Origin of the sequence: Pseudoalteromonas sp. S558 (assembly GCF_005886635.1) — a bacterium.
GTDB lineage: Bacteria > Pseudomonadota > Gammaproteobacteria > Enterobacterales > Alteromonadaceae > Pseudoalteromonas > Pseudoalteromonas aliena.
Window position 1 is genome coordinate 34,032 of record NZ_PNDU01000038.1, and the last position, 23,708, is coordinate 57,739.

Annotated in this window: 19 protein-coding genes; 14 read left to right on the forward strand and 5 right to left on the reverse strand. The window is 40.6% G+C overall.

Annotation, left to right across the window (positions count from 1 at the left end):
• Positions 1 to 11 precede the first annotated feature (11 nt).
• The 8 genes from CWB66_RS03265 to lpxA all read left to right on the forward strand — a co-directional run bounded on the left by CWB66_RS03265 (position 12) and on the right by lpxA (position 8,817).
• Entirely contained in the window at positions 12 to 878 is an 867-nt protein-coding gene (locus CWB66_RS03265; RefSeq protein ID WP_138584321.1) for a phosphatidate cytidylyltransferase, read from the forward strand.
• A complete protein-coding gene (gene ispC / locus CWB66_RS03270) occupies positions 875 to 2,080 on the forward strand; it encodes a 1-deoxy-D-xylulose-5-phosphate reductoisomerase (RefSeq protein WP_138584322.1) in 1,206 nt (401 codons plus the stop codon). Before CWB66_RS03265 ends, ispC begins: the two co-directional genes overlap by 4 nt.
• A 1-nt stretch (position 2,081) precedes the next feature.
• On the forward strand, positions 2,082 to 3,434 hold the full coding sequence (rseP, locus tag CWB66_RS03275; RefSeq protein ID WP_138584323.1) for a sigma E protease regulator RseP: 1,353 nt from the start codon (positions 2,082 to 2,084) through the stop codon (positions 3,432 to 3,434).
• 98 nt (positions 3,435 to 3,532) lie between these two features.
• Entirely contained in the window at positions 3,533 to 6,004 is a 2,472-nt protein-coding gene (gene bamA, locus CWB66_RS03280) for an outer membrane protein assembly factor BamA (RefSeq protein ID WP_138584324.1), read from the forward strand.
• Between the two features lie 11 nt (positions 6,005 to 6,015).
• The gene (locus CWB66_RS03285; protein WP_077537424.1) at positions 6,016 to 6,534 is read left to right on the forward strand and encodes an OmpH/Skp family outer membrane protein; all 519 of its coding nucleotides are present in this window, start codon (positions 6,016 to 6,018) and stop codon (positions 6,532 to 6,534) included.
• 7 nt (positions 6,535 to 6,541) lie between these two features.
• Positions 6,542 to 7,564: a UDP-3-O-(3-hydroxymyristoyl)glucosamine N-acyltransferase gene (lpxD, locus tag CWB66_RS03290; protein ID WP_138584325.1), complete on the forward strand. Its 1,023-nt coding sequence runs from the start codon at positions 6,542 to 6,544 to the stop codon at positions 7,562 to 7,564.
• 27 nt (positions 7,565 to 7,591) lie between these two features.
• A complete protein-coding gene (fabZ, locus tag CWB66_RS03295; RefSeq protein ID WP_077537426.1) occupies positions 7,592 to 8,044 on the forward strand; it encodes a 3-hydroxyacyl-ACP dehydratase FabZ in 453 nt (150 codons plus the stop codon).
• A 2-nt stretch (positions 8,045 to 8,046) separates the two neighbouring features.
• Entirely contained in the window at positions 8,047 to 8,817 is a 771-nt protein-coding gene (gene lpxA, locus CWB66_RS03300) for an acyl-ACP--UDP-N-acetylglucosamine O-acyltransferase (protein WP_077537427.1), read from the forward strand.
• 74 nt (positions 8,818 to 8,891) lie between these two features.
• Here the strand turns inward: lpxA and cydC are convergent, their stop codons facing one another.
• Genes cydC through CWB66_RS03325 form a run of 5 tightly spaced genes read right to left on the reverse strand, consistent with a single transcriptional unit; the run spans position 8,892 to position 15,309 of the window.
• Entirely contained in the window at positions 8,892 to 10,637 is a 1,746-nt protein-coding gene (cydC, locus tag CWB66_RS03305; RefSeq protein ID WP_138584326.1) for a thiol reductant ABC exporter subunit CydC, read from the reverse strand.
• Positions 10,630 to 12,423 (reverse strand): thiol reductant ABC exporter subunit CydD, encoded by a 1,794-nt coding sequence (cydD, locus tag CWB66_RS03310; protein ID WP_138584334.1) that lies wholly within the window; start codon positions 12,421 to 12,423, stop codon positions 10,630 to 10,632. Before cydD ends, cydC begins: the two co-directional genes overlap by 8 nt.
• Positions 12,413 to 12,577: a cytochrome bd-I oxidase subunit CydX gene (cydX, locus tag CWB66_RS03315; protein WP_138584327.1), complete on the reverse strand. Its 165-nt coding sequence runs from the start codon at positions 12,575 to 12,577 to the stop codon at positions 12,413 to 12,415. Before cydX ends, cydD begins: the two co-directional genes overlap by 11 nt.
• Positions 12,578 to 12,589: 12 nt before the next feature.
• Entirely contained in the window at positions 12,590 to 13,729 is a 1,140-nt protein-coding gene (cydB, locus tag CWB66_RS03320; protein WP_138584328.1) for a cytochrome d ubiquinol oxidase subunit II, read from the reverse strand.
• Complete coding sequence (locus CWB66_RS03325; protein WP_138584329.1) at positions 13,726 to 15,309, reverse strand: cytochrome ubiquinol oxidase subunit I; 1,584 nt, start codon at positions 15,307 to 15,309, stop codon at positions 13,726 to 13,728. Before CWB66_RS03325 ends, cydB begins: the two co-directional genes overlap by 4 nt.
• Positions 15,310 to 15,608: 299 nt before the next feature.
• On the opposite strand from CWB66_RS03325, the gene lpxB reads away from it, so the two are divergent.
• From lpxB to CWB66_RS03355, 6 genes are all read left to right on the forward strand, one after another.
• Positions 15,609 to 16,766: a lipid-A-disaccharide synthase gene (lpxB, locus tag CWB66_RS03330; RefSeq protein ID WP_138584330.1), complete on the forward strand. Its 1,158-nt coding sequence runs from the start codon at positions 15,609 to 15,611 to the stop codon at positions 16,764 to 16,766.
• Positions 16,756 to 17,358, forward strand: coding sequence for a ribonuclease HII (gene rnhB / locus CWB66_RS03335; protein WP_096792712.1), 603 nt, complete (start codon positions 16,756 to 16,758; stop codon positions 17,356 to 17,358). Before lpxB ends, rnhB begins: the two co-directional genes overlap by 11 nt.
• Before the next feature lie 2 nt (positions 17,359 to 17,360).
• Positions 17,361 to 20,852, forward strand: coding sequence for a DNA polymerase III subunit alpha (dnaE, locus tag CWB66_RS03340; RefSeq protein WP_138584331.1), 3,492 nt, complete (start codon positions 17,361 to 17,363; stop codon positions 20,850 to 20,852).
• Between the two features lie 16 nt (positions 20,853 to 20,868).
• Complete coding sequence (accA, locus tag CWB66_RS03345; RefSeq protein WP_077537435.1) at positions 20,869 to 21,825, forward strand: acetyl-CoA carboxylase carboxyl transferase subunit alpha; 957 nt, start codon at positions 20,869 to 20,871, stop codon at positions 21,823 to 21,825.
• Between the two features lie 82 nt (positions 21,826 to 21,907).
• A complete protein-coding gene (tilS, locus tag CWB66_RS03350) occupies positions 21,908 to 23,212 on the forward strand; it encodes a tRNA lysidine(34) synthetase TilS (protein ID WP_138584332.1) in 1,305 nt (434 codons plus the stop codon).
• Complete coding sequence (locus CWB66_RS03355) at positions 23,213 to 23,551, forward strand: hypothetical protein (RefSeq protein ID WP_138584333.1); 339 nt, start codon at positions 23,213 to 23,215, stop codon at positions 23,549 to 23,551. It abuts the gene before it with no gap.
• Positions 23,552 to 23,708 lie beyond the last annotated feature (157 nt).

Below are 23,708 nucleotides of genomic sequence, written 5' to 3' on the forward strand. Positions count from 1 at the left end.
AGGGTCACATTTTGTTAAAACAACGAATTTTAACCTCACTCGTGCTAGCACCTTTAGCACTGGCTTTGGTTTTTTATACACCGCTTACGTTATTTAGTTATTTTGCTGGTGCAATCGTGTTATTGGGAGCATGGGAATGGTCTGCTTTTATGGGCTTATGCGGTAAGCTTAAAAGAGGCGCGTTTGTTATTTTAGTTGGTGTGTTACTCGCACTGCTTAATTTACATTGGCCAATAGATGCATTATGGCAAAATGGTAAACTTGTTGGGGATGCAAATTATGTATTTACACTGGCATTTGCTTGGTGGATTGTTGCTAGCTATTTAGTATGGCGTTACCCATCGATGGCTAAAGCGTGGAATGAAGGCTTAGTTATGCGCGGCATTGCTGGCTTATTGACGCTTGTCCCATTGTGGCTTGCACTTAACACATTACGTAGCGCGCAATATGCAGAGTCGACTCATTTTGGCTCCATGCTTATTTTAGTTGTGTTAGGAATTGTATGGAGTGCTGATGTAGGTGCATACTTTACAGGTAAGAGCTTCGGTAAGCATAAATTAATGCCTAAAGTAAGCCCAAACAAAACAATTGAAGGGTTAGCAGGCGGTGTTGTTGCATCAATTATATTTGTATTAATATTTTGCCATTTTACTGATGTTGATTTAGTTGTTTGGCCTGTGTATGCGATTATGACTGCATTTATAGCTTTATTTTCTGCAGTTGGTGACTTGCTTGAAAGCATGTTTAAACGCGAAGCGGGCCTTAAAGACAGTGGCAGCTGCTTACCTGGGCATGGTGGTATTTTAGACCGAATTGATAGCTTAACGGCTGCGGCTCCAATGTTTGTGATGTGCTACGCGTGGACACTGAGTTTATGAGCCATAGGCAATTACTGGTTATTTTAGGCGCCACGGGTTCAATTGGTTTAAGTACACTTGATGTCGTATCGCGAAATAAAGAGTTATATGATGTGTTTGCCTTAACTGCAGGGCAAAACGCAAAAAAAATGGCTGAGTTGTGTATTGAACATCAGCCTATGTATGCAATTATGGCAACGCAGCAAGCCGCTGAGCAGTTATCTTCATACTTAGCTAATACTCAGTGTCAAACTTTGGTAATGCACTCAGTTCAAGCAATGAGCGATTTATGTGCTCATCCTGATGTTGATATTGTTATGTCGGCAATTGTTGGTGCTGCGGGCTTAATGCCTACATTGAGTGCCGTTGAGGCGGGTAAAAAAGTGTTGCTTGCTAATAAAGAATCATTAGTTATGTCTGGTCAGTTGTTTATCGATAAAGTTAAACAGCACAAAGCCACTTTGCTGCCAATCGATAGTGAACATAATGCAATTTTTCAATGTCTTCCTGCTTCATTACAAAATGCCAAAGGCGATCAACATTTACAACAGCACGGCGTAAGTAAAATTTTGCTTACCGGCTCTGGTGGCCCGTTTTTAACTCGTGATATCAATACCCTTAAAAATGTCACTGTGAATGAAGCGGTAGCGCATCCTAATTGGTCTATGGGTCAAAAAATATCAGTTGATTCAGCCACTATGATGAACAAAGGCTTAGAGTTTATTGAAGCCAAATGGCTGTTTAATTGTGATGCAAACGATATTGATGTGGTTATCCACCCGCAAAGTATTATTCACTCAATGGTGCAATATCACGATGGTTCTATTTTAGCGCAAATGGGTAACCCAGACATGCGTACACCCATAGCGCATGCGCTAGCATACCCTGAGCGAATTGATGCAGGCGTTAAGCCGTTAGACTTTTCTGATATTTGTGATTTTTCGTTTACTAAACCTGATTTTACTCGTTACCCGAATTTACAGTTGGCGATTGATGCGTGTAGTTCAGGTCAAGGGGCAACCACAACCGTTAATGCAGCAAATGAGATTGCTGTAGATGCATTTTTAAACGGTAAAATTGGCTTTACCGATATATACACAATAAATGCAAAGACGCTCGACGCTGCAACGTATACCAATGTGCAAAGCCTAGATGAAATTCTAGAGTGCGATAAGTTAGCGCGCATTAGCGCTTTAGAGTTTATAACAACAGTGGCGCATTAATATGTTTGATTTTTTTTGGAATCTCGGCTCATTTATTCTCGCTCTCGGTATTTTAGTTACAGTGCATGAGTATGGTCATTTTTGGGTGGCGCGTAAGGCGGGTGTTAAAGTACTGCGTTTTTCTATTGGTTTTGGAAAGCCCTTATTGAAATGGCGCGATAAATACGATACTGAATATGTAATTGCCGCTATTCCATTGGGTGGTTATGTAAAGATGCTAGATGAGCGCGTTGATGAAGTAGCGCAGAGTCAACGGCATTTATCTTTTAATGCAAAATCGGTTCAGGCGCGTATCGCTATCGTTGCCGCAGGTCCTATGGCTAACTTCTTGTTTGCTATTTTTGCACTAGCTGTGATGTATATGGTGGGTGTGCAATCCGTTAAGCCTGTTGTTGGCAGTGTTACTCAAGGCAGTCGCGCAGAGCAAGCGGGCATAATGCCAAGCCAGCAAATTATTAAAATTGGTGATAATGATATAGCAACATGGCAAGACGCCACATTTGCATTGATGTCTAGCTTAGGTGGGCAAAGTGTTGAGGTAACGGTTCGAGATGAAAACCTTCAACCAAGAGTTAAAACGCTTAATTTAGATGGTTGGAAATTAGATCAACAAGATGTGCCACCGTTAAGCTCACTGGGCATAGTGCCCTTTAGGCCACAAGCAACACTAACGATAGCGGCAGTGACTAAAAATTCAGCGGCAGAACATGCAAATTTGCAGGTTAACGATACAATATTGGCTGTAAATGGCGAAACAATAAGCAATTGGCAGCAATTAGTTAATCTTATTACGCAATCGGCTAACAAATCTTTACAATTTAGTGTAAAAAGACAAGATAGTATAAAAGTAATAGCTGTAACGCCTCAAGCTCGTATTGATAATAACGGCATGGAACAAGGTTTTTTAGGTGTAGCCCCAGTCGTTCAGCAATGGCCTGATGGTTACGTAGAGACTAGACAGTACGGTCCACTCGATAGTATTGTTCGCGGCACACAAGAAACATGGCGTTTGATTACCCTTAGCTTTGACATGATAGGTAATTTAATTACAGGTCAGGTTTCGGTTAAAAACTTAAGTGGTCCGGTGGGTATTGCAGTAGGCGCAGGAACTAGCGTAAGCTATGGTTTAGTTGCCTTTTTGAGCTTTTTGGCACTGATAAGCGTTAACTTGGGTGTATTCAATTTATTACCCCTGCCAGTGCTTGATGGTGGACACTTAATGTATTACATAATTGAACTTTTACGTAAAAAGCCAGTCTCTGAAAAGACACAAGAGTTTGGTTTTAAAGTGGGTGCTTTATTGCTCATTTTTCTAACATGTTTCGCTTTGTTCAATGATGTATCGCGTTTGTAGTTGCAACGTGACCAATTACTAATTAGAACTCGATTGTAAAATATCTCTAAGTAGAGGTGTTGAGCGGTAATACAGTTGTATAGGATAAAGATAATAAAATGGCTATAAAAAAACATTTGGCAATGACAAGTTTATTAGGGGCAAGTTTTGCAGCCCTAGGCCAAAACTCCTTTATTGTTGAAGATCTAAAAGTTGAAGGTTTACAGCGTGTAGCACTGGGTGCTGCGTTAACGCATATTCCTATCAATGTGGGCGATAATGTAGATGACTATACGATTTCAAAAACAATAAAGTCACTTTATCGCTCAGGACACTTTGATAATATAAAAGCGCTTCGCGATGGCAATAACGTTGTTTTTAAAGTAACTGAACGTCCAACTATTAGCTTTATAGAATTTGAAGGCAATAAAGATATAAAAGATGAGCAGCTTAATGAGTCGTTAGGCCAGCAAGATATTCGCCAAGGTGAACCCCTAGATCAGACAGTTATAGATAATATTGAAAAAGGCCTAGTTGAGTTTTTCCACAGTATCGGTAAATACAACGCTAAAGTTGATATTAGCGTGACTAAATTGCCACGTAACCGCGTTAAACTTAAATTAGAGTTTGATGAGGGTGATGCGGCATCTATTCGCCAAATTAACCTAGTGGGTAATGAACTTTTTTCAAATGAAGATCTGCTTAAACTTGCTGAGTCTCAGCAAGATTTGCCTTGGTGGCAGTTTATGGGTAGCGATCGTTACCAAAAGCAAACAGTTGAAGGCGATCTAGAAAAAATTCGCAGTTTTTATTTAGACCGTGGGTATCTTCGTTTTAATATTGACTCAACACAAGTGTCTGTGAGTCCGGAGCGTGAGTCTGTTTACGTTACAGCCAATTTAACGGAAGGTGTTAAATATAAAGTCAAAGGTTTTGATTTTATAGGCGATTTACTTGGTCGTGAAGATTTAATTAAAAGTGTAATTCCACTCAGAGCTGGAGAGTTATATAACGGCTCTGTTGTTACGTCTTCTGAAGAGTTCATTAAGAGTTATTTAGCACGATTTGGTTATGCTAATGCTGAAGTTCGTACAATCCCTGAAATTGATGACGAAAAGCAAGAAGTACAGTTAACACTGTCTGTTAATCCAGGTAAACGTGTATATGTGCGCCGAATCATTGTAGGTGGTAATCAAAATACATCAGATGAAGTGTTGCGCCGTGAAATGACTCAACTAGAAGGTGCTTGGTTATCTAATCAAAACCTAGAACGTTCAAAGTTACAAATTCAGCGTTTAGCCTACATGGAAAAAGTTGACTTTAATGTAGTGCCAGTGCCAGGTGTTGACGACCAAGTTGACGTTGACTTTACTGTTAAAGAGCAGTCGGCAGGTAGCTTTAACGCAGGTCTTGCTTATGGTTCTTACCAAGGGCTACAATTTAATATTGGCGTGACAGAATCTAACTTTTTAGGTACTGGTAACCAAATTGGTTTTAATATAAATACTTCTAAGGGCTCTGAACGCGTAAGTGTATCTTATACAGACCCATACTTTACGCCTGATGGTGTATCGCAAGGTAGTAGTATTTTTTATAGTAACTATGATGCAAGTGCATTTAGCCTTATTGATTATAAATCAAAAAGCTACGGGCTTGGTACAAATATAGGTTTCCCAATTGATGCGATTAATCGTATTAATTTTGGGGTGCGTTGGATACAAGAAGAACTGTCGGATATTGCTGAATATGAGCAAACACGAGTACTTCGTGAAACCTTCATAGATAAAGATAACCCAGATAAGGGTTTCGACTTTACTAAATATGAGTTAAGCGTAGGTTGGTCTCGTGTTACTGTAAATCGTGGTTTATTTCCAACTGCGGGCTCGCGCCAAACCTTGAATCTAACAGCAACAACGCCTAACTCAGATCTTCAATATTTTAAATTGAACTATGATTCGCGTTTTTACTGGCCAATTTCAAATGATCACCGCTGGGTGTTTTCAACACGTGCCGCGCTTGGTTATGGTAATGGCTATGGTTCAACAAACGGGTTCGATCAAACGTTGCCGTTTCAAGAGTATTTCCGCATTACTGAAATGGAATTACGAGGTTTTGACCGAAATACAATCTTACCCCGTGCAGTATCTCGTAGACCACTATCGATTCCAGGTACACCGGATCCTGATGGCGTTACAACTGGTACTATAGGCGGCGCATCTGAGTTTGATGTATTATCAGCTCAAGGTCGAATAGGTGGTAATGCTAAAGCAGTGGCTGGTATGGAATTAATTGTTCCTACACCGTTTTTAGATGAGGATAACACGAGCTCAGTTCGTACGAGTTTCTTTGTTGACGCTGCAAACGTATGGGATACAGAGTTTAACGTCGATCGTTTTCAAAATTTAGAAGTTGATCAGCGTGCTAAGCTAGATGATTATTCAGATCCGATGCGTTTTAGGATTTCAACCGGTTTATCACTACAGTGGATCTCCCCAATGGGTCCAATGCTGATTAGTTTTGCGTATCCATTGCAAAAAGAAGAAGATGACGATACAAAAACAATTAGTTTTAATATTAGTAATACTTTCTAAAGGAGTTTTTTATGACTAAATTATTTAAATCTACAGCAGTAGCTGTTTTAGCAACGTTAATGATGGGTACTTCTGCAAGTGCACTAGCACATAAAGTAGGCATAGTGGATATGCAAGAAATCTACAAGCAGCTTCCTCAGATGGCTAAAATTGAACAATCATTACAATCAGAGTTTGCAGAGCGTCGTCAAGAGCTTGAAAAACTACAAGGCGATATTCGTTTTGAAGCCGAGAAGTTTAAGCGCGAAAGTACAACGATGAGCCAAGCTCAAAAAGATACACTGCGTGATAAAATTCAAGGCATGCAAAAAAACCTTGCCGAAAAAGGTCGTCCTTTAGAGCAAGAAATAAAAACACGCCAAAACCAAGAACTGGCGAAAGTTCAAGGTTTAATTATTACAACGATTGAAGAAATTGCTAAAGATGGCGACTTTGATGAAGTTAAAGTAAAAGACACAACTATTTACTTTAATCCTAAAAAAGTAACTGATTTATCTGATAAAGTTGTAGCAGCTGTTAGCAAGAAATAATCACTCTATGCAAAATTATACGCTTTCGCAAATCGCGAAACTTCTAAGCGCCGAACTTCAGGGTGATGGCGCTTTAGAAATAAAAAAAATAGCGACACTTGCAAATGCCCGTACTGGGCATATTGCATTTTTAGCGAACTCAAAGTACCGCCCACAACTGCAAACAACCCAAGCCAGTGCTGTGATTGTAAGTGAAGCCGATGCGCCATATTTTAATGGCAATAAAATCATTGTCGCGAACCCTTATGTTAGCTATGCAAAACTAGCGCAACTAATTGATACAACGCCACGTTCGGCATCTACGGGTATTCATGCTAGTGCTGTTATTCACCCAACGGCTGTAATAAGTCCAAGTGCTGCTATTGGTGCTAATGCCGTAGTTGAAGCTGATGCCGTTATTGGCGATAACGCACAGATTGGTCCGAATAGTTTTATAGGCGAACGTGTTAAAATAGGTTCAGGTACTAAGCTTTGGCCTAGTGTGACTATTTATCATGACGTTGAAATTGGTTCGGATTGTTTGTTTCAAGCAAATAGTGTTGTGGGTAGTGACGGATTTGGTTATGCAAACGAGCGAGGGCAGTGGATAAAGATACCTCAGCTTGGATCGGTTATTATAGGCAACAAGGTTGAAATTGGTGCAAGTACCACGATTGACCGGGGGGCACTCGATGACACCATAATTCATAGCAATGTTATTATCGATAACCAATGTCAAATAGCACACAACGTTGAAGTTAATTCAGGCACAGCAATCGCTGGCTGCACCGTACTTGCAGGAAGTGTAACCATTGGTAAAAATTGCCAGATTGGTGGCATGGTTGCAATTAATGGTCACATGTCTGTATGTGATGGTGTTATAATTACCGGCATGAGTATGGTGACAAAATCAATCACCGAACCAGGTATTTACTCATCTGGTATGCCCCATACAACTAACAAAGAATGGCGAAAGTCTATTGCTCATTTGCGAAATCTTTCAGACATGAAGTCACGTCTTAAAGCGCTCGAAGCACTGACTAAGTCATAAACGTTGAACACTAATAAGGATGCTATTTTGGCAAACGAATTAAATAGCCTTGATATTCAAGAAATTTTAGCTTTATTACCGCACCGTTACCCGATGCTACTAATTGACCGTGTTATTGATTTTACACCAGGTAAATCTTTGCATGCTATTAAAAATGTTTCTATAAACGAACCTATTTTTACTGGGCACTTTCCAAACCAGCCTATTTTTCCAGGTGTGTTAATTTTAGAAGCAATGGCACAAGCAACAGGTTTACTTGGTTTTAAAACAGTTGAAAACCGTAGCGAAAATGAGCTTTACTTATTTGCTGCTGTAGACAATGCCCGTTTTAAGCAGCCGGTGATCCCAGGCGACACTATGCACCTTCATGTTGAGTTTTTAAAAGAGCGCCGCAATATTTGGAAATTCGCCGCTCAAGCAAAAGTCGATGGCAAATTAGTATGTAGTGCCGAAATTATGTGTGCTAGAAGAGAGTTTTAATTGTGATCCATTCTACAGCAATAATCGAACCTGGCGCGAAACTAGGCAACAATGTCTCAGTTGGCCCATATAGTTATATTGGCAATGATGTTGTTATCGGTGATAACTGTATTATTGAGTCTCACGTTGTTGTGAAAGGGCCATCGACGATTGGCTCTGGCAATCATATTTTTCAATTTGCGTCTGTAGGCGAAGCCTGCCAAGACAAAAAATACAACAACGAGCCAACCACATTGATCATGGGTGATAACAACGTTATCCGTGAATGTGCCACAATTCACCGTGGAACAATTCAAGATCAAGGCGTTACTAAAATTGGTAGTAATAACTTATTTATGGCTTATACACACGTTGCACATGACGCAGTAATTGGCGATAACGTAATTTTTGCTAACAACGCAAGTGTGGCCGGTCATGTACACGTAGGCGACTGGGTTATCTTAGGTGGTAATTCGGGAGTTCATCAGTTTTGTAAAATTGGTGCACATGCCTTTATTGGTATGTATTCAGGTGTTAACAAAGATGTACCACCTTTTGTTACTACCATTGGTATGCCAGCAGGCCCTGCCGCTATCAATAAAGAAGGCATGAAACGTCGTGGTTTCGAAAGTGATGAAATTATGGCTGTACGCCGTGCATACAAGGCATTTTATCGTAAGAGCTTAGGTGCAGACGAAGCGATTGAGTCTCTCACGGAAGATGCCGCAAAGTATCCAGCAGTGCAGTTGATGATCGATTTTGTAAAAAGCTCAGAGCGCGGCATTGTAAGATAATTAGCGAGTTTGCTTTAAGCATTAAAAAACCACCCTAGATGATAAATCGAAGGTGGTTTTTTATTGTCCAGCGTTTAAAACCGGGTAGTTAGCGCAACATAGTCGGGATAAGTGCTACAGAGCTCTTTATGAGAGCCTTGCGCGACTACTTTACCGCCTTCTAACCATACAACATTATCCATTTGAGCAAGAAGGGCAGGATCGTGCGTAATCGTCAGCACGCTCGCGTTATTCATAACATGCATTATTGCTTGCATTACCCCTTGCTTAGATTGATTATCAAGACCTTCTGTTGGTTCATCAAGAACTAAAATAGCAGGGTTTTTAAGTAATGCTTGGGCAATGGCTATACGCCTAGATTGACCTTGCGACACGTTACGCCCGCCAGTGCCTAATCGTGTTTTTAAACCTTCTTTTAGCTCATTAAACCATGGGCTCAACTGAGCTAATGCGAGCGCTTCAATCATTTGCTCTTTGGTTGCATTTGGCGCGGCATAACGTAAGTTTTCACTTAATGTGCCATCAAAAATATGGTGCTGCTGGGCGAGTATATTTATAACATTTGCGCGTATATCATTATTTAACGAATGTAAGTCAACAACGCTATTTTGATTGTTTAGCGTTATGCTGCCTTGTTGCAAAGGCCATAAACCAGTAAGTAAATTTACAAGCGTCGTTTTACCGCTGCCGCTTCTACCTACAATTGCTATTTTTTGCTGGGGCTTTAGTTCAAAACTGATATTAGTTAGCGCTGTTTGTTCACCATATCGGTAGCTAATATTGTTAAGTAGCAATGTGTGATTTTGCGCATTAAAGCTTTCATCTACCTCTATAATTGTACTTTCAATTTGCGAGTTAGCGGCTTTATCTTCAAGTGTAAACAATCGCTCTGCTGCTTTTAAAACACTTGGAAGCTCTATAAACGCGTTAGGTAGTAGCAATACGCTTTCAAAGCTTGCCAGTACAAACAAACTTAACATAGCAAGCTCTACATTTACCATACTGTTGGCGTAAACCAGCGGCACTATGGTTACTATGCTAGCAAGCATGGCTAATTGAACAACCAACAAGCTCAACCCATCTGAGTTTGCCAGTACTTTGTGGCGAATAAATAATTGCTGATTGTACTGCTCGCTTAATTCGTCGCACTTATTAAGCTGCTGTGAACGGGCTTGATAAATACTTAGTTCTCTAAGTCCTGTGAGTGTATCTGAAAGCTCAGAGCGAAGTTGTGCACTAAGTTGTGTTTCTTTATGGCTGTTTTTAGTGAGCTTTGCGCTGAGCAGGGCAGGTATAACCACACCAATAAGCACAATACCAGTAAAGCAAATAAGGGCGACGTTGCCATTATAGGCCGACATAAACAGCATGATAATTGGCACACTTAAAAGAGCGACCAGCATAGGCAGTAAAACGTTTAAATAAAACTTGTCGAGTGCGTCTACATCATTTTGTAATCGGTTAACTAAATCAGCGCTGCGGCTCATTGCTAAATCAACATTGTTAAGCTTACTTAACGTTGCAAATACATTAGTACGTATTTCACTTAGTAATAAAAACGTGGCGTTATGAGTAACCAAACGTTCGCCATAGCGCGATGCAGTTCGCACAATAGCTAAAAACCGAATCGTGCCGGCAGGGGTAAAGTAATTCATTTGTACGCCCGCAATACCAGCAGCCGCCATTGATGCTAAAAACCAGCCTGATATAGCCAACAAGCCCACATTAGCTAATACCGTAATCGTCGCTAAAAATGTACCTAATAGCATAGCTTTGTAATGAGGAGCACAAAGCTTTAATAAGCGAATAAAATTAGTCATGCGCCACCCCTTGTTTAGCCGTTTTTAATAAATCAGCAAAAGCACCATTTTGCGCTGCAAGTGTTTCAAAATGCCCTTGCTCTGCTATTTTTCCATCGTGCATAACAATGATATTGCTGGCATGTTTTACGGTATTTAATCGATGAGCAATAACTAGCACTAAGTTGTTTTTAGCGTATTCATTAATAGCATTTTGAATGAGTAGCTCTGTTTGGCTATCAAGGTGCGCTGTAGGCTCATCAAGCACTAAGACTGGTGCTCGTTTTATAAATGCGCGAGCCAGTGCGATACGTTGCTTTTGTCCGCCAGAAAGCCCTTCGCCTTGCTCACCTATCAGTGTGTTAAAACCATCTGGTAGGGTATTTATAAATTCAAGCACACCAGCTTGCTTTGCTGCATGTTCAAGCTCTTGCTGTGTGGCAGTTGGTTTGGCCAATTTAATGTTGGCAGCAATGGTGTCGTAAAACAGCGTCGCTTTTTGTGGTATCCATGCAATGTTATTTTGCAGGTAAGTAATATCGGTTGTACTTAAACTCTGCCCATTAATAGATAGATGGTTAATCACCTCAGGGTGAAACCCTAATAGGCAATCAAACAACGTACTTTTACCTGATCCACTACTGCCCACAACTGCAATTAAGCCTTTATTTGGCAATGTTAAATTTATATTTTTAATCCCTTCGTTACTATCTGGGTATATAAAATTAAGGTCGGTAATACTTATTGAGTTAATTGTATTTAAAGTTAAATTGTTTTCAGGCTTGGTTGTAGTTACTGATGTATTTTCGTCACTTGGTAGTGGGGCATTTAAAATCGCAACCATGTCGGCCGCCGCACTAATACCTTGTAAGCGTGCATGATAATGACTACCTAGCTGGCGCAGTGGTAAATAAAATTCAGGCGCTAAAAGTAGCACCACAAAGCCAGTAGCAAAATCAAGAGTGCCAAAAAATAATCTAAAACCAATAATTACAGCAACCAGTGCCACGCTAATGGTGGCTAAAAACTCAAGTGCAAACGATGATAAAAACGCGATTTTTAAAACATCGAGTGTCGCGTGTCTAAAATCATCTGAAATTTTAGCTATTTGCTTAAGCTCGGTACGTGTTGCATTAAATAGCTTGAGTTGAGTTAAACCTTGTACGCGGTCAAAAAAGTAATTGCCGAGTACAGCAAGTTGCTTCCAGCGTTTTTGGTTTAAAGCTTCGGCTTTAGAGCCTACTAAAATCATGAAAAAAGGAATGAGCGGGGCGGTTAAAAAAAATATCAGCCCAGCTTTATAATCTGTCGGAAAAATAACAACCAATATTGCCAGCGGAATAAGCGCACTGTAAGCAACACCGGGTAAGTATTTAGCATAATAGTCGTGGAGTGCTTCTACGCCATTATGTAGGGTATTTAATGTAGCACCTTGGCCGTGTTGTTCTATATAGCTTGGCCCAAGTAAACTGAGCTTATTTAGAAGTGTTTGGCGCATAGCCGATTTTATTTTAAGTGCAGCAAATGCACTCAAACGTTCACTTAGCGCCAAAAACACTGCGCGTAATAAAATAATACCTGCTAAGGGCCATAGTAAATAAGTAACTTGGGCTAAGTTATTACCTTCAAACATAACGTTGTGAATAGTTTGCGCAAGTAAATAAGCACCTGCAATCATTAGTAATGCGTTAAAAGTACCCAATGCAATGCTTAACTTTAACCACACAGCAGCGGGTTTACTTTGACGCTTTAAAAAAGCGCGCAGTGATTGCTGCTGCGCGCGATCTGGTTGGGGGTTAGTCGTCATCTTTTGTGTTGTTAACATCATTTAATAAATCATGCATGTCTTGTTCATCATCAGCAATGCTGTTTTTATTTTGCTGAAACTCGTACCACATTACATTTATAACACCTAAGGTACAGGCTAAAAGCACACCTAAAATCCAAGCGAAATACCACATAGTTTAGTCTCCTTAATAGCTACCGTGAGTGTTATTTTCAATTTCTTCAACCGTTACTCTGCGCCACATTTTTACGTAACACCAAGTGGTATAGGTCAAAATAAGTGGTACAAAAATACACACTGCAACAAACATTACATTGAGCGTTTTATGGCTCGATACCGCATCCCAAATTGTTAAGCTAATATTTGGATTATTGCTTGATGGCATAATAAATGGGAACAGTGATACACCCGCCGTCATAATTACGCCAATTAACATTAAGCTTGTTGAAATAAGCCCAAGTGCAGGTTTGTTCAATTTAGAAAACACAAGTGCACTTAATGCCATTGCAAACGCTAAAATAGGGAAGGTCATTGTCCACGGACGGGTACTATAATTACTTAACCACGCACCTTGCGCTGTTGTGACTACTTTAGCTAAAGGATCTGCATGACTTTGTGTATCAGGCATCGATACAATTTGGTAACCGGTTAAATTAGCAACCCAAAAACCAGCTGCAGCAAATAATACAATAAATACAATCAGCGAATAACGACCATACTGACCCGAACGCTCTGCGACTGCACTTGCTGTACGAAGTTGTAACCACATTCCCGCATGCGCAACTAACATGGTAATACTCACTAAACCTGCAAGTAATCCAAATGGGTTAAGTAAACCAAAAAATGAACCTTGGTAGCTAACACGCATTAAGTTATCAATATTAAATGGTATGCCTAAAAATAAATTACCAAATGCAACGCCAAAAACGAGAGCTGGAATCGCGCTGCCTGCAAGCAAGCCCCAATCCCAGTTATTGCGCCAGCGTTTTGAGTCTACTTTACTGCGGTAATCAAATCCAAGTGGTCTAAAAAATAAGGCAAAAAGTACCAGCATCATGGCAAAGTAAAAGCCCGAAAATGCGGCAGCATAAACCATAGGCCACGCTGCAAATAACGCCCCGCCCGCAGTTATAAACCATACTTGGTTACCATCCCAATGCGGGCCAATAGTGTTTATTACTGTGCGGCGCTCTGAATCTGTTTTACCAACGAGGCGAAGCAACATAGCAACGCCCATATCCATGCCATCGGTAATAGCAAAACCAATAAGTAGCACACCAATGATCAACCACCAAAGCATTTTTAACGTTTCATAATCAAAAATCATGATTGCTCTCCTTCAGTTTTCTCAGCTTTATTTGGTAATTCAAAATGATATTTACCAGTATGTAGCGAGCTTGGTCCTTGCTTAACAAACCGGATCATCAGCCAGCCTTCCACAATGGCTAGACCAGTATAGAAAACAATAAACCCAGTTAAACTAATTAAAATATCGTTTACTGTTAGTGACGACGTGGCTAAAAAGGTCGGCAGTATTTCAGATATAGCCCAAGGTTGACGGCCATATTCAGCAACTATCCAGCCAAATTCAATCGCTATCCAAGGTAGTGGAATGCTTAATACGGCAGCCCATAACAACCAGCGTTTTTGCTCAATAACGCGATGTGCGTTGTAGTAAAATGCCAATATAAATACACCAAGCATGGCCACGCCACAGGCAACCATAATCCTAAATGACCAAAACATAGGGCCCACTTTTGGAAAGGAGTCCTTAACGGCTTTTTGAATGTGCTCTTCTGTGGCGTCTACAACATCAGGTGTGTAGCGCTTAAGTAGCAAGCCATAACCTAAATCATCTTTTAGGGTATTAAACTTAGCAACATTTTCTGGCGTATCTTCACCGTTTCTGAGTTTTGTAAGGTATTCATAAGCAATCATGCCGTTGCGAATACGTACTTCATGTTGTTTTTCTAGGTCGTTAATACCCGTTACTTGCTCATCGAGTGAGCGCGTAGCAATTAACCCAAGTGCGTAAGGTATTTTAACCGCCGCATGTGTTACTTGCTCTTCTGAATCAGGAAAACCAAATGCGGTAAACGCAGCGGGGGCTTCTTCTGTGTGCCATTCTGCTTCAATTGTGGCAAGTTTAACTTTTTGAACTTCGCCAACTTCGTACCCTGATTCATCACCTAGTAAAATTACACATAAAATAGACGCTAAACCAAAACCAGAAGCGACCGAAAATGAGCGTTTAGCAAAGGCCAAATCGCGACCTTTTAATATGTACCAACTACTTATGCCCAGTACAAACATCGAGGCAGCTACGTAACCTGCTGATACGGTATGAATAAACTTAACTTGCGCTACAGGATTAAACACAAGCTCTGCAAAACTGGTCATTTCCATACGCATAGTTTGATAGTTAAACTCAGCGCCCACAGGATTTTGCATCCAACCGTTAGCGATTAAAATCCATAGCGCCGACATATTTGTTCCCAACGCCATTAAAAAGGTTGCCCCTAAATGTTGGCGCTTAGAAAGCCTGTCCCAGCCTAAAAAGAACATCCCCACAAAGGTTGATTCTAAAAAGAATGCCATTAAGCCTTCAATAGCCAGCGGGGCACCAAAAACATCACCTACGTAATGGGAGTAATAAGACCAGTTAGTACCAAACTCAAATTCCATGGTAAGGCCTGTGGCCACACCAATTGCAAAGTTAATACCAAACAATTTTCCCCAAAACTTAGTCATATCACGATAAATTTCGCGACCGGTCATAACATAAACCGATTCCATGATAACTAAAATCCAGGTCATACCTATAGTTAGAGGTACAAATAAAAAATGAAAGAGAGCGGTAACAGCAAACTGTAATCGCGATAGATCCACAAAGGTTTCATCTATCATTATTAGCTCCTTAAAAGTGACGGATTAACAGGGCAATATAATAATTGGCAAAGTTATGTTTTTATCTTTCAGTAATTACTGAAAGTTTGTAATATTATTTACGTTTGTGCAATTTTTGTCAATACGTATATTAGCAAAAGTTAATATATATTTCATATGCTACATGAACATTAAAAATAAATAATTCAATAAATTAAATTTGCTTATAAAAAACCAGTTATTTAAAGCGTTTAATCAAACACTAAAACACGGTAAACTAACAAGCATGAACGCTTGGTTTACTTGTGAAATAAAATCAAATGAATAAAGATAAAAAACAACTACGTATTGGTATTGTGGCAGGTGAACTGTCGGGCGATATTTTAGGCGAAGGCTTAATAAAAGCGCTTAAGCAACACTTCCCTAATGCTATTTTTGAAGGAATAGCGGGGCCTAAAATGCAAGCGCAGGGCTGTAAAACCTTGTTCGATATGGAAGAGCTTTCGGTAATGGGGCTTGTTGAAGTGTTAGGGCGTTTGCCGCGTTTACTTAAAATCCGTAAACAACTCGTGCAGCACTTTGTTGATAACCCACCTGATGTATATATTGGCATCGATGCTCCCGATTTTAATTTACGAGTAGAAAAGCCGCTTAAAGATGCGGGCATTAAAACGGTGCAATACGTCAGTCCATCGGTATGGGCATGGCGCGAAAAGCGTATTCATACCATAAGTGCAGCGACTAACTTAGTGTTGGCGTTATTACCATTTGAAAAAGAATTTTACGATAAACATCAAGTACCGTGTACATTTGTGGGCCATACCTTGGCTGACGATATAGCACTTGAGCACAACGACAGCAAAGCCCGTGAAGAATTAGGTTTAAGTCTTGATGACAAAGTATTGGCGTTGCTGCCTGGTAGTCGAGGCTCTGAAGTTGGTTTACTAAGTGAAACTTACATTAAAGCGGCAGCAGAACTGCAAGCGCAAAACCCAAATCTTAAAATTGTGGTGCCACTGGTAAATGAAAAACGCAAAGCGCAATTTATCGCTATTTTAAATGCCACAGCACCAAGCCTAAATGTTAACCTGCTTGATGGGCAGTCAAAGTTAGCTATGCAAGCCGCCGATGCTATTTTATTAGCGTCGGGTACTGCAACACTAGAAGGTATGCTTTATAAAAAACCTATGGTAGTGGGCTATAAAATAAAGCCGTTGAGTTATTGGATTTTTAAAACTCTATTTACGTTTAATATTAAATACTTTTCGCTGCCTAATTTATTAGCCGACGAAGAGCTAGTGCCTGAGTTTTTACAAAGTGAGTGTAACGTGACTAACTTAACAAACGCGCTTACTCCTATGCTCAACACTGATAACAAAGCGCTAAAAGCACGCTTTTTAGCTATTCACGAAAAAATTAGATTAAATGCCAGCGAACAAGCAGCCAATGCTGTGGCGGAGTTAATAAATGCAAATTGATAGACCCAATGTAACCTTAATTGCCGGTGTTGACGAAGTAGGGCGCGGCCCACTTGTTGGCGATGTGGTCACTGCCGCCGTTATTTTAGATCCCACTAAACCAATTGCTGGCTTAGCGGATTCTAAAAAATTAACAGATAAAAAACGCCAAGCGCTTGCGATTGAAATAAAAGAAAAAGCATTATGTTATGCATATGGGCGTTGTAGCCCAACAGAAATAGATGAGTTAAATATATTGCATGCGACTATGCTTGCAATGACCCGCGCAGTAGAGGCGCTAAGTACGCAACCTGAATTTGTATTTATAGATGGTAATCGCTTACCAAAACTCACCATGCCAGCGCAAGCTGTTGTAAAAGGCGATAGCTTAGTGGCAGAAATCTCAGCGGCGTCTATCTTGGCTAAAGTAGCGCGCGATGACGAAATGATTGAGCTTGATAAACGCCACCCTGAATATGGCTTTGCAGGGCACAAAGGATATCCAACTAAAGCGCATTTTGCAGCGCTTGAGCAGTACGGTGCGATTGACGAGCATCGTAAAAGCTTTAAACCTGTGCAGCGTGTATTGGCGCAAGCCAATGGTGAGGGCTAAGCATGGCTGCTCCTGATTTTGTTCATTTAAGAGTTCATTCAGATTTTTCGATGGTTGACGGCCTTGCTAAAACAAAGCCGATTGTCGCTAAAGCACAAGAGCTGCAAATGCCTGCGATTGCGATTACCGATCAAATGAACTTTTGTGGTTTAGTGCGCTTTTATGGCGCAACGCATAACGCCGGTATTAAACCTATTGTGGGTGCTGATTTTTGGGTTCGTAGCCCAGAATTTCCTGACGAGCCAAGCCGCTTAACTATATTAGCCAAAGACAACGACGGCTATAAAAACATTACCTTATTAATATCTAAAGCGTATCAACGTGGGCATGTGTTTCATCGCCCCGTTATTGACCGAGAATGGCTGGTGGAACATAAAACGGGCTTAATTATTCTCTCAGGCGCTAAAGACGGTGACTTAGGTAAAGCGTTACTAAAAAATAATCCAAGTGTTATTGAATCGGTTGTTAGTTTTTACAAGCAGCATTTTAGCGATAACTACTACCTTGAGCTTGTTCGCACCAATCGCCCTTTAGAAGAAGACTACTTGCACATGGCGGTAGAGCTTGCTACCAAAGAGCAGTTACCTGTTGTAGCCACCAACGAAGTGGTATTTTTAAAGCCAGAAAACTTTGAAGCGCACGAAATTCGTGTTGCTATTTTTGACGGCTATACGCTTGATGATAAACGCAGGCCGAAACGATTCTCTGAAGAACAATACCTAAAAACACCAGAGCAAATGGCTGAGCTGTTTAGCGATATTCCAGAAGCGCTACAAAACACCGTAGAAATAGCTAAACGTTGTAATGTAACGGTTCAATTAGGAACTTACTTTTTACCTGATTACCCAACTGGCTCACTTAAAATTGATGAATTTTTAGTTAAAGTGTCAGAAGACGGCCTTGAAGAACGTCTACAGTTTTTATTCCCCGATGAAGAAGAGCGGAAAGTAAAACGCATTGAATACGATGAGCGACTTGATATAGAGCTTGGCGTAATTAACCAAATGGGATTCCCAGGTTACTTCTTAATCGTAATGGAGTTTATCCAGTGGAGTAAAGATAACAATATACCAGTTGGACCTGGTCGTGGTTCAGGTGCGGGTTCGTTAGTTGCATACGCACTTAAAATTACCGATTTGGATCCGCTTGAGTTCGATTTACTTTTTGAGCGATTTTTGAATCCTGAACGTGTATCAATGCCCGATTTCGACGTCGATTTCTGTATGGATAGACGAGACGAAGTAATTGATCACGTGTCTGCTTTGTATGGGCGTAACGCCGTATCGCAAATTATTACCTTTGGTACTATGGCTGCAAAAGCGGTAATACGCGATGTAGGGCGAGTGCTTGGGCATCCTTATGGGTTCGTTGATCGTATTTCAAAAATGATTCCAGGCGATCCTGGGATGACGCTTGCAAAAGCGTTTGATATAGAGCCACGCTTGCAAGAAGCCTACGATGGCGACAATGAAGTAAAAGATTTAATCGACATGTGTCGCATCCTTGAAGGGTGTACACGTAACGCCGGTAAACATGCGGGTGGCGTAGTGATATCGCCAACCACTATTACCGACTTTGCCGCGCTTTATTGCGATGACGAAGGTAAGTTTCCGGTCACGCAGTTTGATAAAAACGACGTAGAAACCGCAGGCTTAGTTAAGTTCGATTTCTTGGGCTTGCGTACACTGACTATATTGCAGTGGGCGGTCGATATGACCAATGTGCGCATGGAGCGCCAAGGTAAAGATCTCGTTGATATAAATACCATTCCACTGGATGATAAAAAAAGTATCGAGTTACTACTTCGCGCCGAAACGACCGCTGTATTCCAGCTAGAATCGCGCGGTATGAAAGACTTAGTACGCCGTCTAAAGCCCGATTGCTTTGAAGATATGATTGCGCTTGTGGCCTTGTTCCGCCCAGGTCCGCTGCAATCAGGCATGGTAGATAACTTTATCGACCGAAAGTTGGGCCGAGAAGAAATCTCATACCCAGATGCGCAATATCAGCACGAAAGCTTAAAACCAATACTTGATCCAACGTACGGTATTATCTTGTATCAAGAACAAGTAATGCAAATTGCGCAAGTATTAGCAGGTTACACGCTCGGTGGTGCCGATATGCTTCGCCGTGCAATGGGTAAGAAAAAACCCGAGGAAATGGCAAAACAGCGTTCAACGTTTGAAGATGGCGCACGAAATAACGGCATTGACGGCGAGCTCGCGATAAAAATCTTCGACTTGGTAGAAAAATTCGCTGGTTACGGCTTTAATAAATCTCACTCAGCGGCGTACGCACTGGTATCGTATCAAACGCTGTGGATGAAAACCCATCATCCGGCAGAGTTTATGGCTGCGGTAATGTCGGCCGATATGGATAATACCGACAAAATAGTTATTTTGGTGGATGAATGTGAAAACATGAAGCTCACCTTATTGCCACCCGACGTAAACGCAGGCGAATTTAAATTTACAGTAAACCTGCAAGGCGAAATTGTTTATGGCATTGGCGCTATTAAAGGGGTGGGTGAAGCACCGGTTGATGCTATTTTAGAAGCGCGTGCAAAAGGGGGACCATTTAAGGATTTATTTGATTTTTGTGCTCGCGTTGACTTAAAACGCTTAAATAAACGTGTTACTGAAAAATTAATTTACTCAGGCGCACTGGATAATTTAGGGCCAGAAAAAACCCAACCTGGGCGTGCTACGTTATTAGCTAGTTTAAAAAGTGCGATGCGTGCGGCCGACCAACACAACAAAGCTGAGTTATTAGGGCAAAGTGATTTGTTTGGTTTATTAGCCACCGAACCAGATGAAGTTGAACAAGCCTTTATTAAAGCCACAGGCCTCACCGATAACGAATGGTTAGATGGCGAAAAAGAAACCCTAGGCCTTTATTTAACAGGGCATCCGATAAATCAGTACCGCCGTGAACTTAAGCATTACACCAGTGGAAAAATAGTTGATTTACAGCCAACTAATCGCGACGTGTTCGCAACGGCCGCTGGTTTAGTGATTGCTTCTAGGGTATTAATTAATAAAAAAGGAAATCGCTGGGCCTTAGTAACTTTAGATGACAAGAGTGCACGCATTGATGTACGCTTGTATTCAGACGAGTTTGAAAAGTACCAAGATATGCTGCAAGTTAATAATATCTTGGTAATATCTGGACAGGTCAGCTTTGATAACTTCTCTGGTGGTATTACAATGACCGCGAGAGAAATAAACACCATAGCTCAAGCGCGTGAAAAACGTATTAAAGCGATTAAAATGACGCTGAACATGGTGCAAGTCGAGGCTGGTTTCTTCGATAAATTACAAAAAGTACTCGAACCATACAAAATGGGAACGTGTCCGATCAAAGTTTATTACCAACGTCCAGATGCGTTGGCGCAATTAACTCTTGGTATCGAATGGTGTGTTACGCCAAGTGACGACTTAATTCATAAGTTATCGCTAATGGCGGCGCAAGATGTAGAACTAGAATTTAACTAATTAGGTAGTTTAGAGCATGAGCCTCAATTATCTTGATTTTGAGCTTCCGATTGCAGAATTAGAAGCAAAAATTGAAGAATTACAAAATATAAGCCGCGCTGGCGAATTAGACCTTGAGTTAGAAGAGGAAGTCAGCAAATTAAAAGAAAAAAGTGCCAAACAAAAACAGGAGATATTTTCTAATTTAGGTGCTTGGCAAGTATCACAGTTAGCACGTCATCCGTTGCGTCCTTACACTCGAGATTATATCGAGCGCATTTTCACGGAATTTGATGAGTTTTCTGGCGATCGTACTTTTGCTAACGATCCTGCTATTTTAGGTGGTATAGCGCGTTTAGATGGCGAACCAGTTATGGTTATCGGCCAACAAAAAGGCCGTGATACGGCTGAAAAAATTAAACGCAACTTTGGTATGCCAAAGCCAGAAGGTTACCGTAAAGCATTACGTTTAATGGAAATGGCTGAGCGTTTTAAAATGCCAATCATGACCTTTATCGACACGCCAGGTGCATACCCAGGTGTTGGCGCTGAAGAACGTGGGCAATCTGAAGCAATCGCGCGTAACTTAAAAGTAATGGCGACACTTAAAGTACCGACAATATGTACGGTGATTGGTGAAGGCGGTTCAGGTGGTGCATTAGCGATTGGTGTAGGCGACAGAGTTAATATGTTGCAGTACAGCACTTACTCAGTAATTTCGCCTGAAGGTTGTGCGTCTATTCTTTGGAAAAGCGCTGATAAAGCACCGCTTGCAGCAGAAGCAATGGGTGTAACCGCAGAGCGCGTTAAAGAATTAGACTTAATCAACAACTTAGTTGATGAGCCTCTTGGTGGCGCGCACCGCAATTACGATGCTATGGCACGTAATTTAAAAGTTCGCCTTAAACGTGACTTAGCAGACTTACAAGCACTTACGCTTGAGGAAATGCTTGATCAACGTTATAAACGTTTAATGTCGTTTGGTTATTGTTAAGCACATTTAATGTTAAAAAAAGCCGCTTATGCGGCTTTTTTGCTTTAAAATACCCAGAGTTTTTATATAAAAGTGCGCCCATATGCATACATCAGCAATTTATCAGCAATTAAAAAAATCACTAAATAACTATATTGAGCAAGGCAATACTGATTTTACTGTGGCGCTCTCTGGTGGGGTTGATTCTGTGGTGTTGCTGTATTTAATGGGAGCTTTAAAAGCAGATACCCCTGCACTTAATATCTCGGCTATATATGTTAACCATGGTTTGAGCCAGTATGCTGATGATTGGCAAGGCTTTTGTAAAAGCGTATGCATTGATCTTGAGGTGCCTTTTGAAGCTGCGAAAGTTGTTATTAAGCCGCAGTCGCGCACCAGCCTTGAAGCCCAAGCACGCGACGCTCGTTACAAAGCACTTGATGAGCGAAGCTCAAAAGGGAGCATTATTCTACTGGGCCAACATTTAAACGACCAAATAGAAACGTTTTTACTGCGCTTAAAGCGAGGTTCTGGTTTAAAAGGGCTTGGTGCTATGCATAAAGCGCGTTTGCTGCAAAGTGGGCGCACATGTTTTAGACCATTATTAAATGTAACGCGCAGCGATATAGAAGCGTTTGCAGCGCAGTTTAATATTAAGCATATCACTGATGACTCAAACACAGATGAACGCTTTGATCGTAATTTTTTACGCTCAAAAATAGTCCCTGTTTTAGCCGATCGCTTTAATGGGTTTGAACAATGTACCGCACGAAGTATTAAGTTACTACAGCAGCAGCAAACACTACTAGATGAATACACACAGCTTGATTTAAATAAGTGTATTAACGAGCATCAAGCACTGTGCATTAGCAAAATAAGCGAATACAGCCCAGCGCGCATTGCAAATATAGTACGTGCATGGCTTGCACTATTTACACAAGTGATGCCATCGCAAAAGCAACTTGAACAAATTATAGATCAAGCAATAAATGCAAAAAACGACACACAAATGCGTATTGATTTGCTAGATGGTCAAATACGTCGTCATCAAGGGGATCTGTATTTTGTAACACCAAGTAAAGTATTAACAGATATTGAGCTCAATCATTCAGAGCTAGCACTTGCAGACGGGCGCTTATTAATTAAAAGCATCGGTTGCGGACTAAGACCTCCATACTCTAATGAGCAAGTAATAGTGCGCTTTAATTGCAATAGCGCGCGTATAAAACCACTTAAAAAGCCTGGTAGTAATACAGTTAAACATTGGTTTAAAGATGCAAAAATAGCGCCGTGGCTTCGCGCCAGTGTGCCGCTTATTTTTTATAATGATGAATTAGTTCAAGTAGTTGGCTATTTTATAAGTGCTAACCATATTGATGAAAGTGGTATTTTTTGGGAGTGTAAATAAATGAGTAAACAGCCGCATGTTGGTTTATCGTTGATAACTAAAGCGCCAATGGGTATGTTAATTACAGCTATAATTGCAGTTATAGCCAATGTTTTACTTGAGTTGAATGTTATCACCTTAGGTTATGCAATTGCTGGTGGTGCTCTCTCAGCAATGCTCTTATTAGCTTATTGGTTAGGCAAAGGTGGGTTGTTTTTTGTTTTAGGCGTAAGCCTGCCATTGCTGCTGGTTTTATTTACACCGCTTGCTGGAATTACTGCACTGCTTAATTTAGTGAGTGGTTTCTTTTTTGGTTTTTGCGCGGCGTTGGTTGCTTATAAATTATATCAATTGCATTAAATTAATGATCTATTATAGCGACAAGAAAATAGCTCAGTAACAAGGCTAAAATTATGATACATAGTTGTTCTATATAAATAATTTTTAACGTAGTTGATGAGTTATTTAATACGCTAAAGTGATCATGTTTTTAATAAAATTGGTATTAAATAACCGC

Excerpts from the sequence above, each read along its gene's own strand:
- ispC (WP_138584322.1), top strand. The coding sequence starts at position 875 with ATGAGCCATAGGCAATTACTGGTTATTTTAGGCGCCACGGGTTCAATT.
- rseP (WP_138584323.1), top strand. The coding sequence starts at position 2,082 with ATGTTTGATTTTTTTTGGAATCTCGGCTCATTTATTCTCGCTCTCGGT.
- bamA (WP_138584324.1), top strand. The coding sequence starts at position 3,533 with ATGGCTATAAAAAAACATTTGGCAATGACAAGTTTATTAGGGGCAAGT.
- CWB66_RS03285 (WP_077537424.1), top strand. The coding sequence starts at position 6,016 with ATGACTAAATTATTTAAATCTACAGCAGTAGCTGTTTTAGCAACGTTA.
- lpxD (WP_138584325.1), top strand. The coding sequence starts at position 6,542 with ATGCAAAATTATACGCTTTCGCAAATCGCGAAACTTCTAAGCGCCGAA.
- cydC (WP_138584326.1), bottom strand. The coding sequence starts at position 10,637 with ATGACTAATTTTATTCGCTTATTAAAGCTTTGTGCTCCTCATTACAAA.
- cydD (WP_138584334.1), bottom strand. The coding sequence starts at position 12,423 with ATGACGACTAACCCCCAACCAGATCGCGCGCAGCAGCAATCACTGCGC.
- cydX (WP_138584327.1), bottom strand. The coding sequence starts at position 12,577 with ATGTGGTATTTCGCTTGGATTTTAGGTGTGCTTTTAGCCTGTACCTTA.
- cydB (WP_138584328.1), bottom strand. The coding sequence starts at position 13,729 with ATGATTTTTGATTATGAAACGTTAAAAATGCTTTGGTGGTTGATCATT.
- CWB66_RS03325 (WP_138584329.1), bottom strand. The coding sequence starts at position 15,309 with ATGATAGATGAAACCTTTGTGGATCTATCGCGATTACAGTTTGCTGTT.
- lpxB (WP_138584330.1), top strand. The coding sequence starts at position 15,609 with ATGAATAAAGATAAAAAACAACTACGTATTGGTATTGTGGCAGGTGAA.
- rnhB (WP_096792712.1), top strand. The coding sequence starts at position 16,756 with ATGCAAATTGATAGACCCAATGTAACCTTAATTGCCGGTGTTGACGAA.
- dnaE (WP_138584331.1), top strand. The coding sequence starts at position 17,361 with ATGGCTGCTCCTGATTTTGTTCATTTAAGAGTTCATTCAGATTTTTCG.
- accA (WP_077537435.1), top strand. The coding sequence starts at position 20,869 with ATGAGCCTCAATTATCTTGATTTTGAGCTTCCGATTGCAGAATTAGAA.
- tilS (WP_138584332.1), top strand. The coding sequence starts at position 21,908 with ATGCATACATCAGCAATTTATCAGCAATTAAAAAAATCACTAAATAAC.
- CWB66_RS03355 (WP_138584333.1), top strand. The coding sequence starts at position 23,213 with ATGAGTAAACAGCCGCATGTTGGTTTATCGTTGATAACTAAAGCGCCA.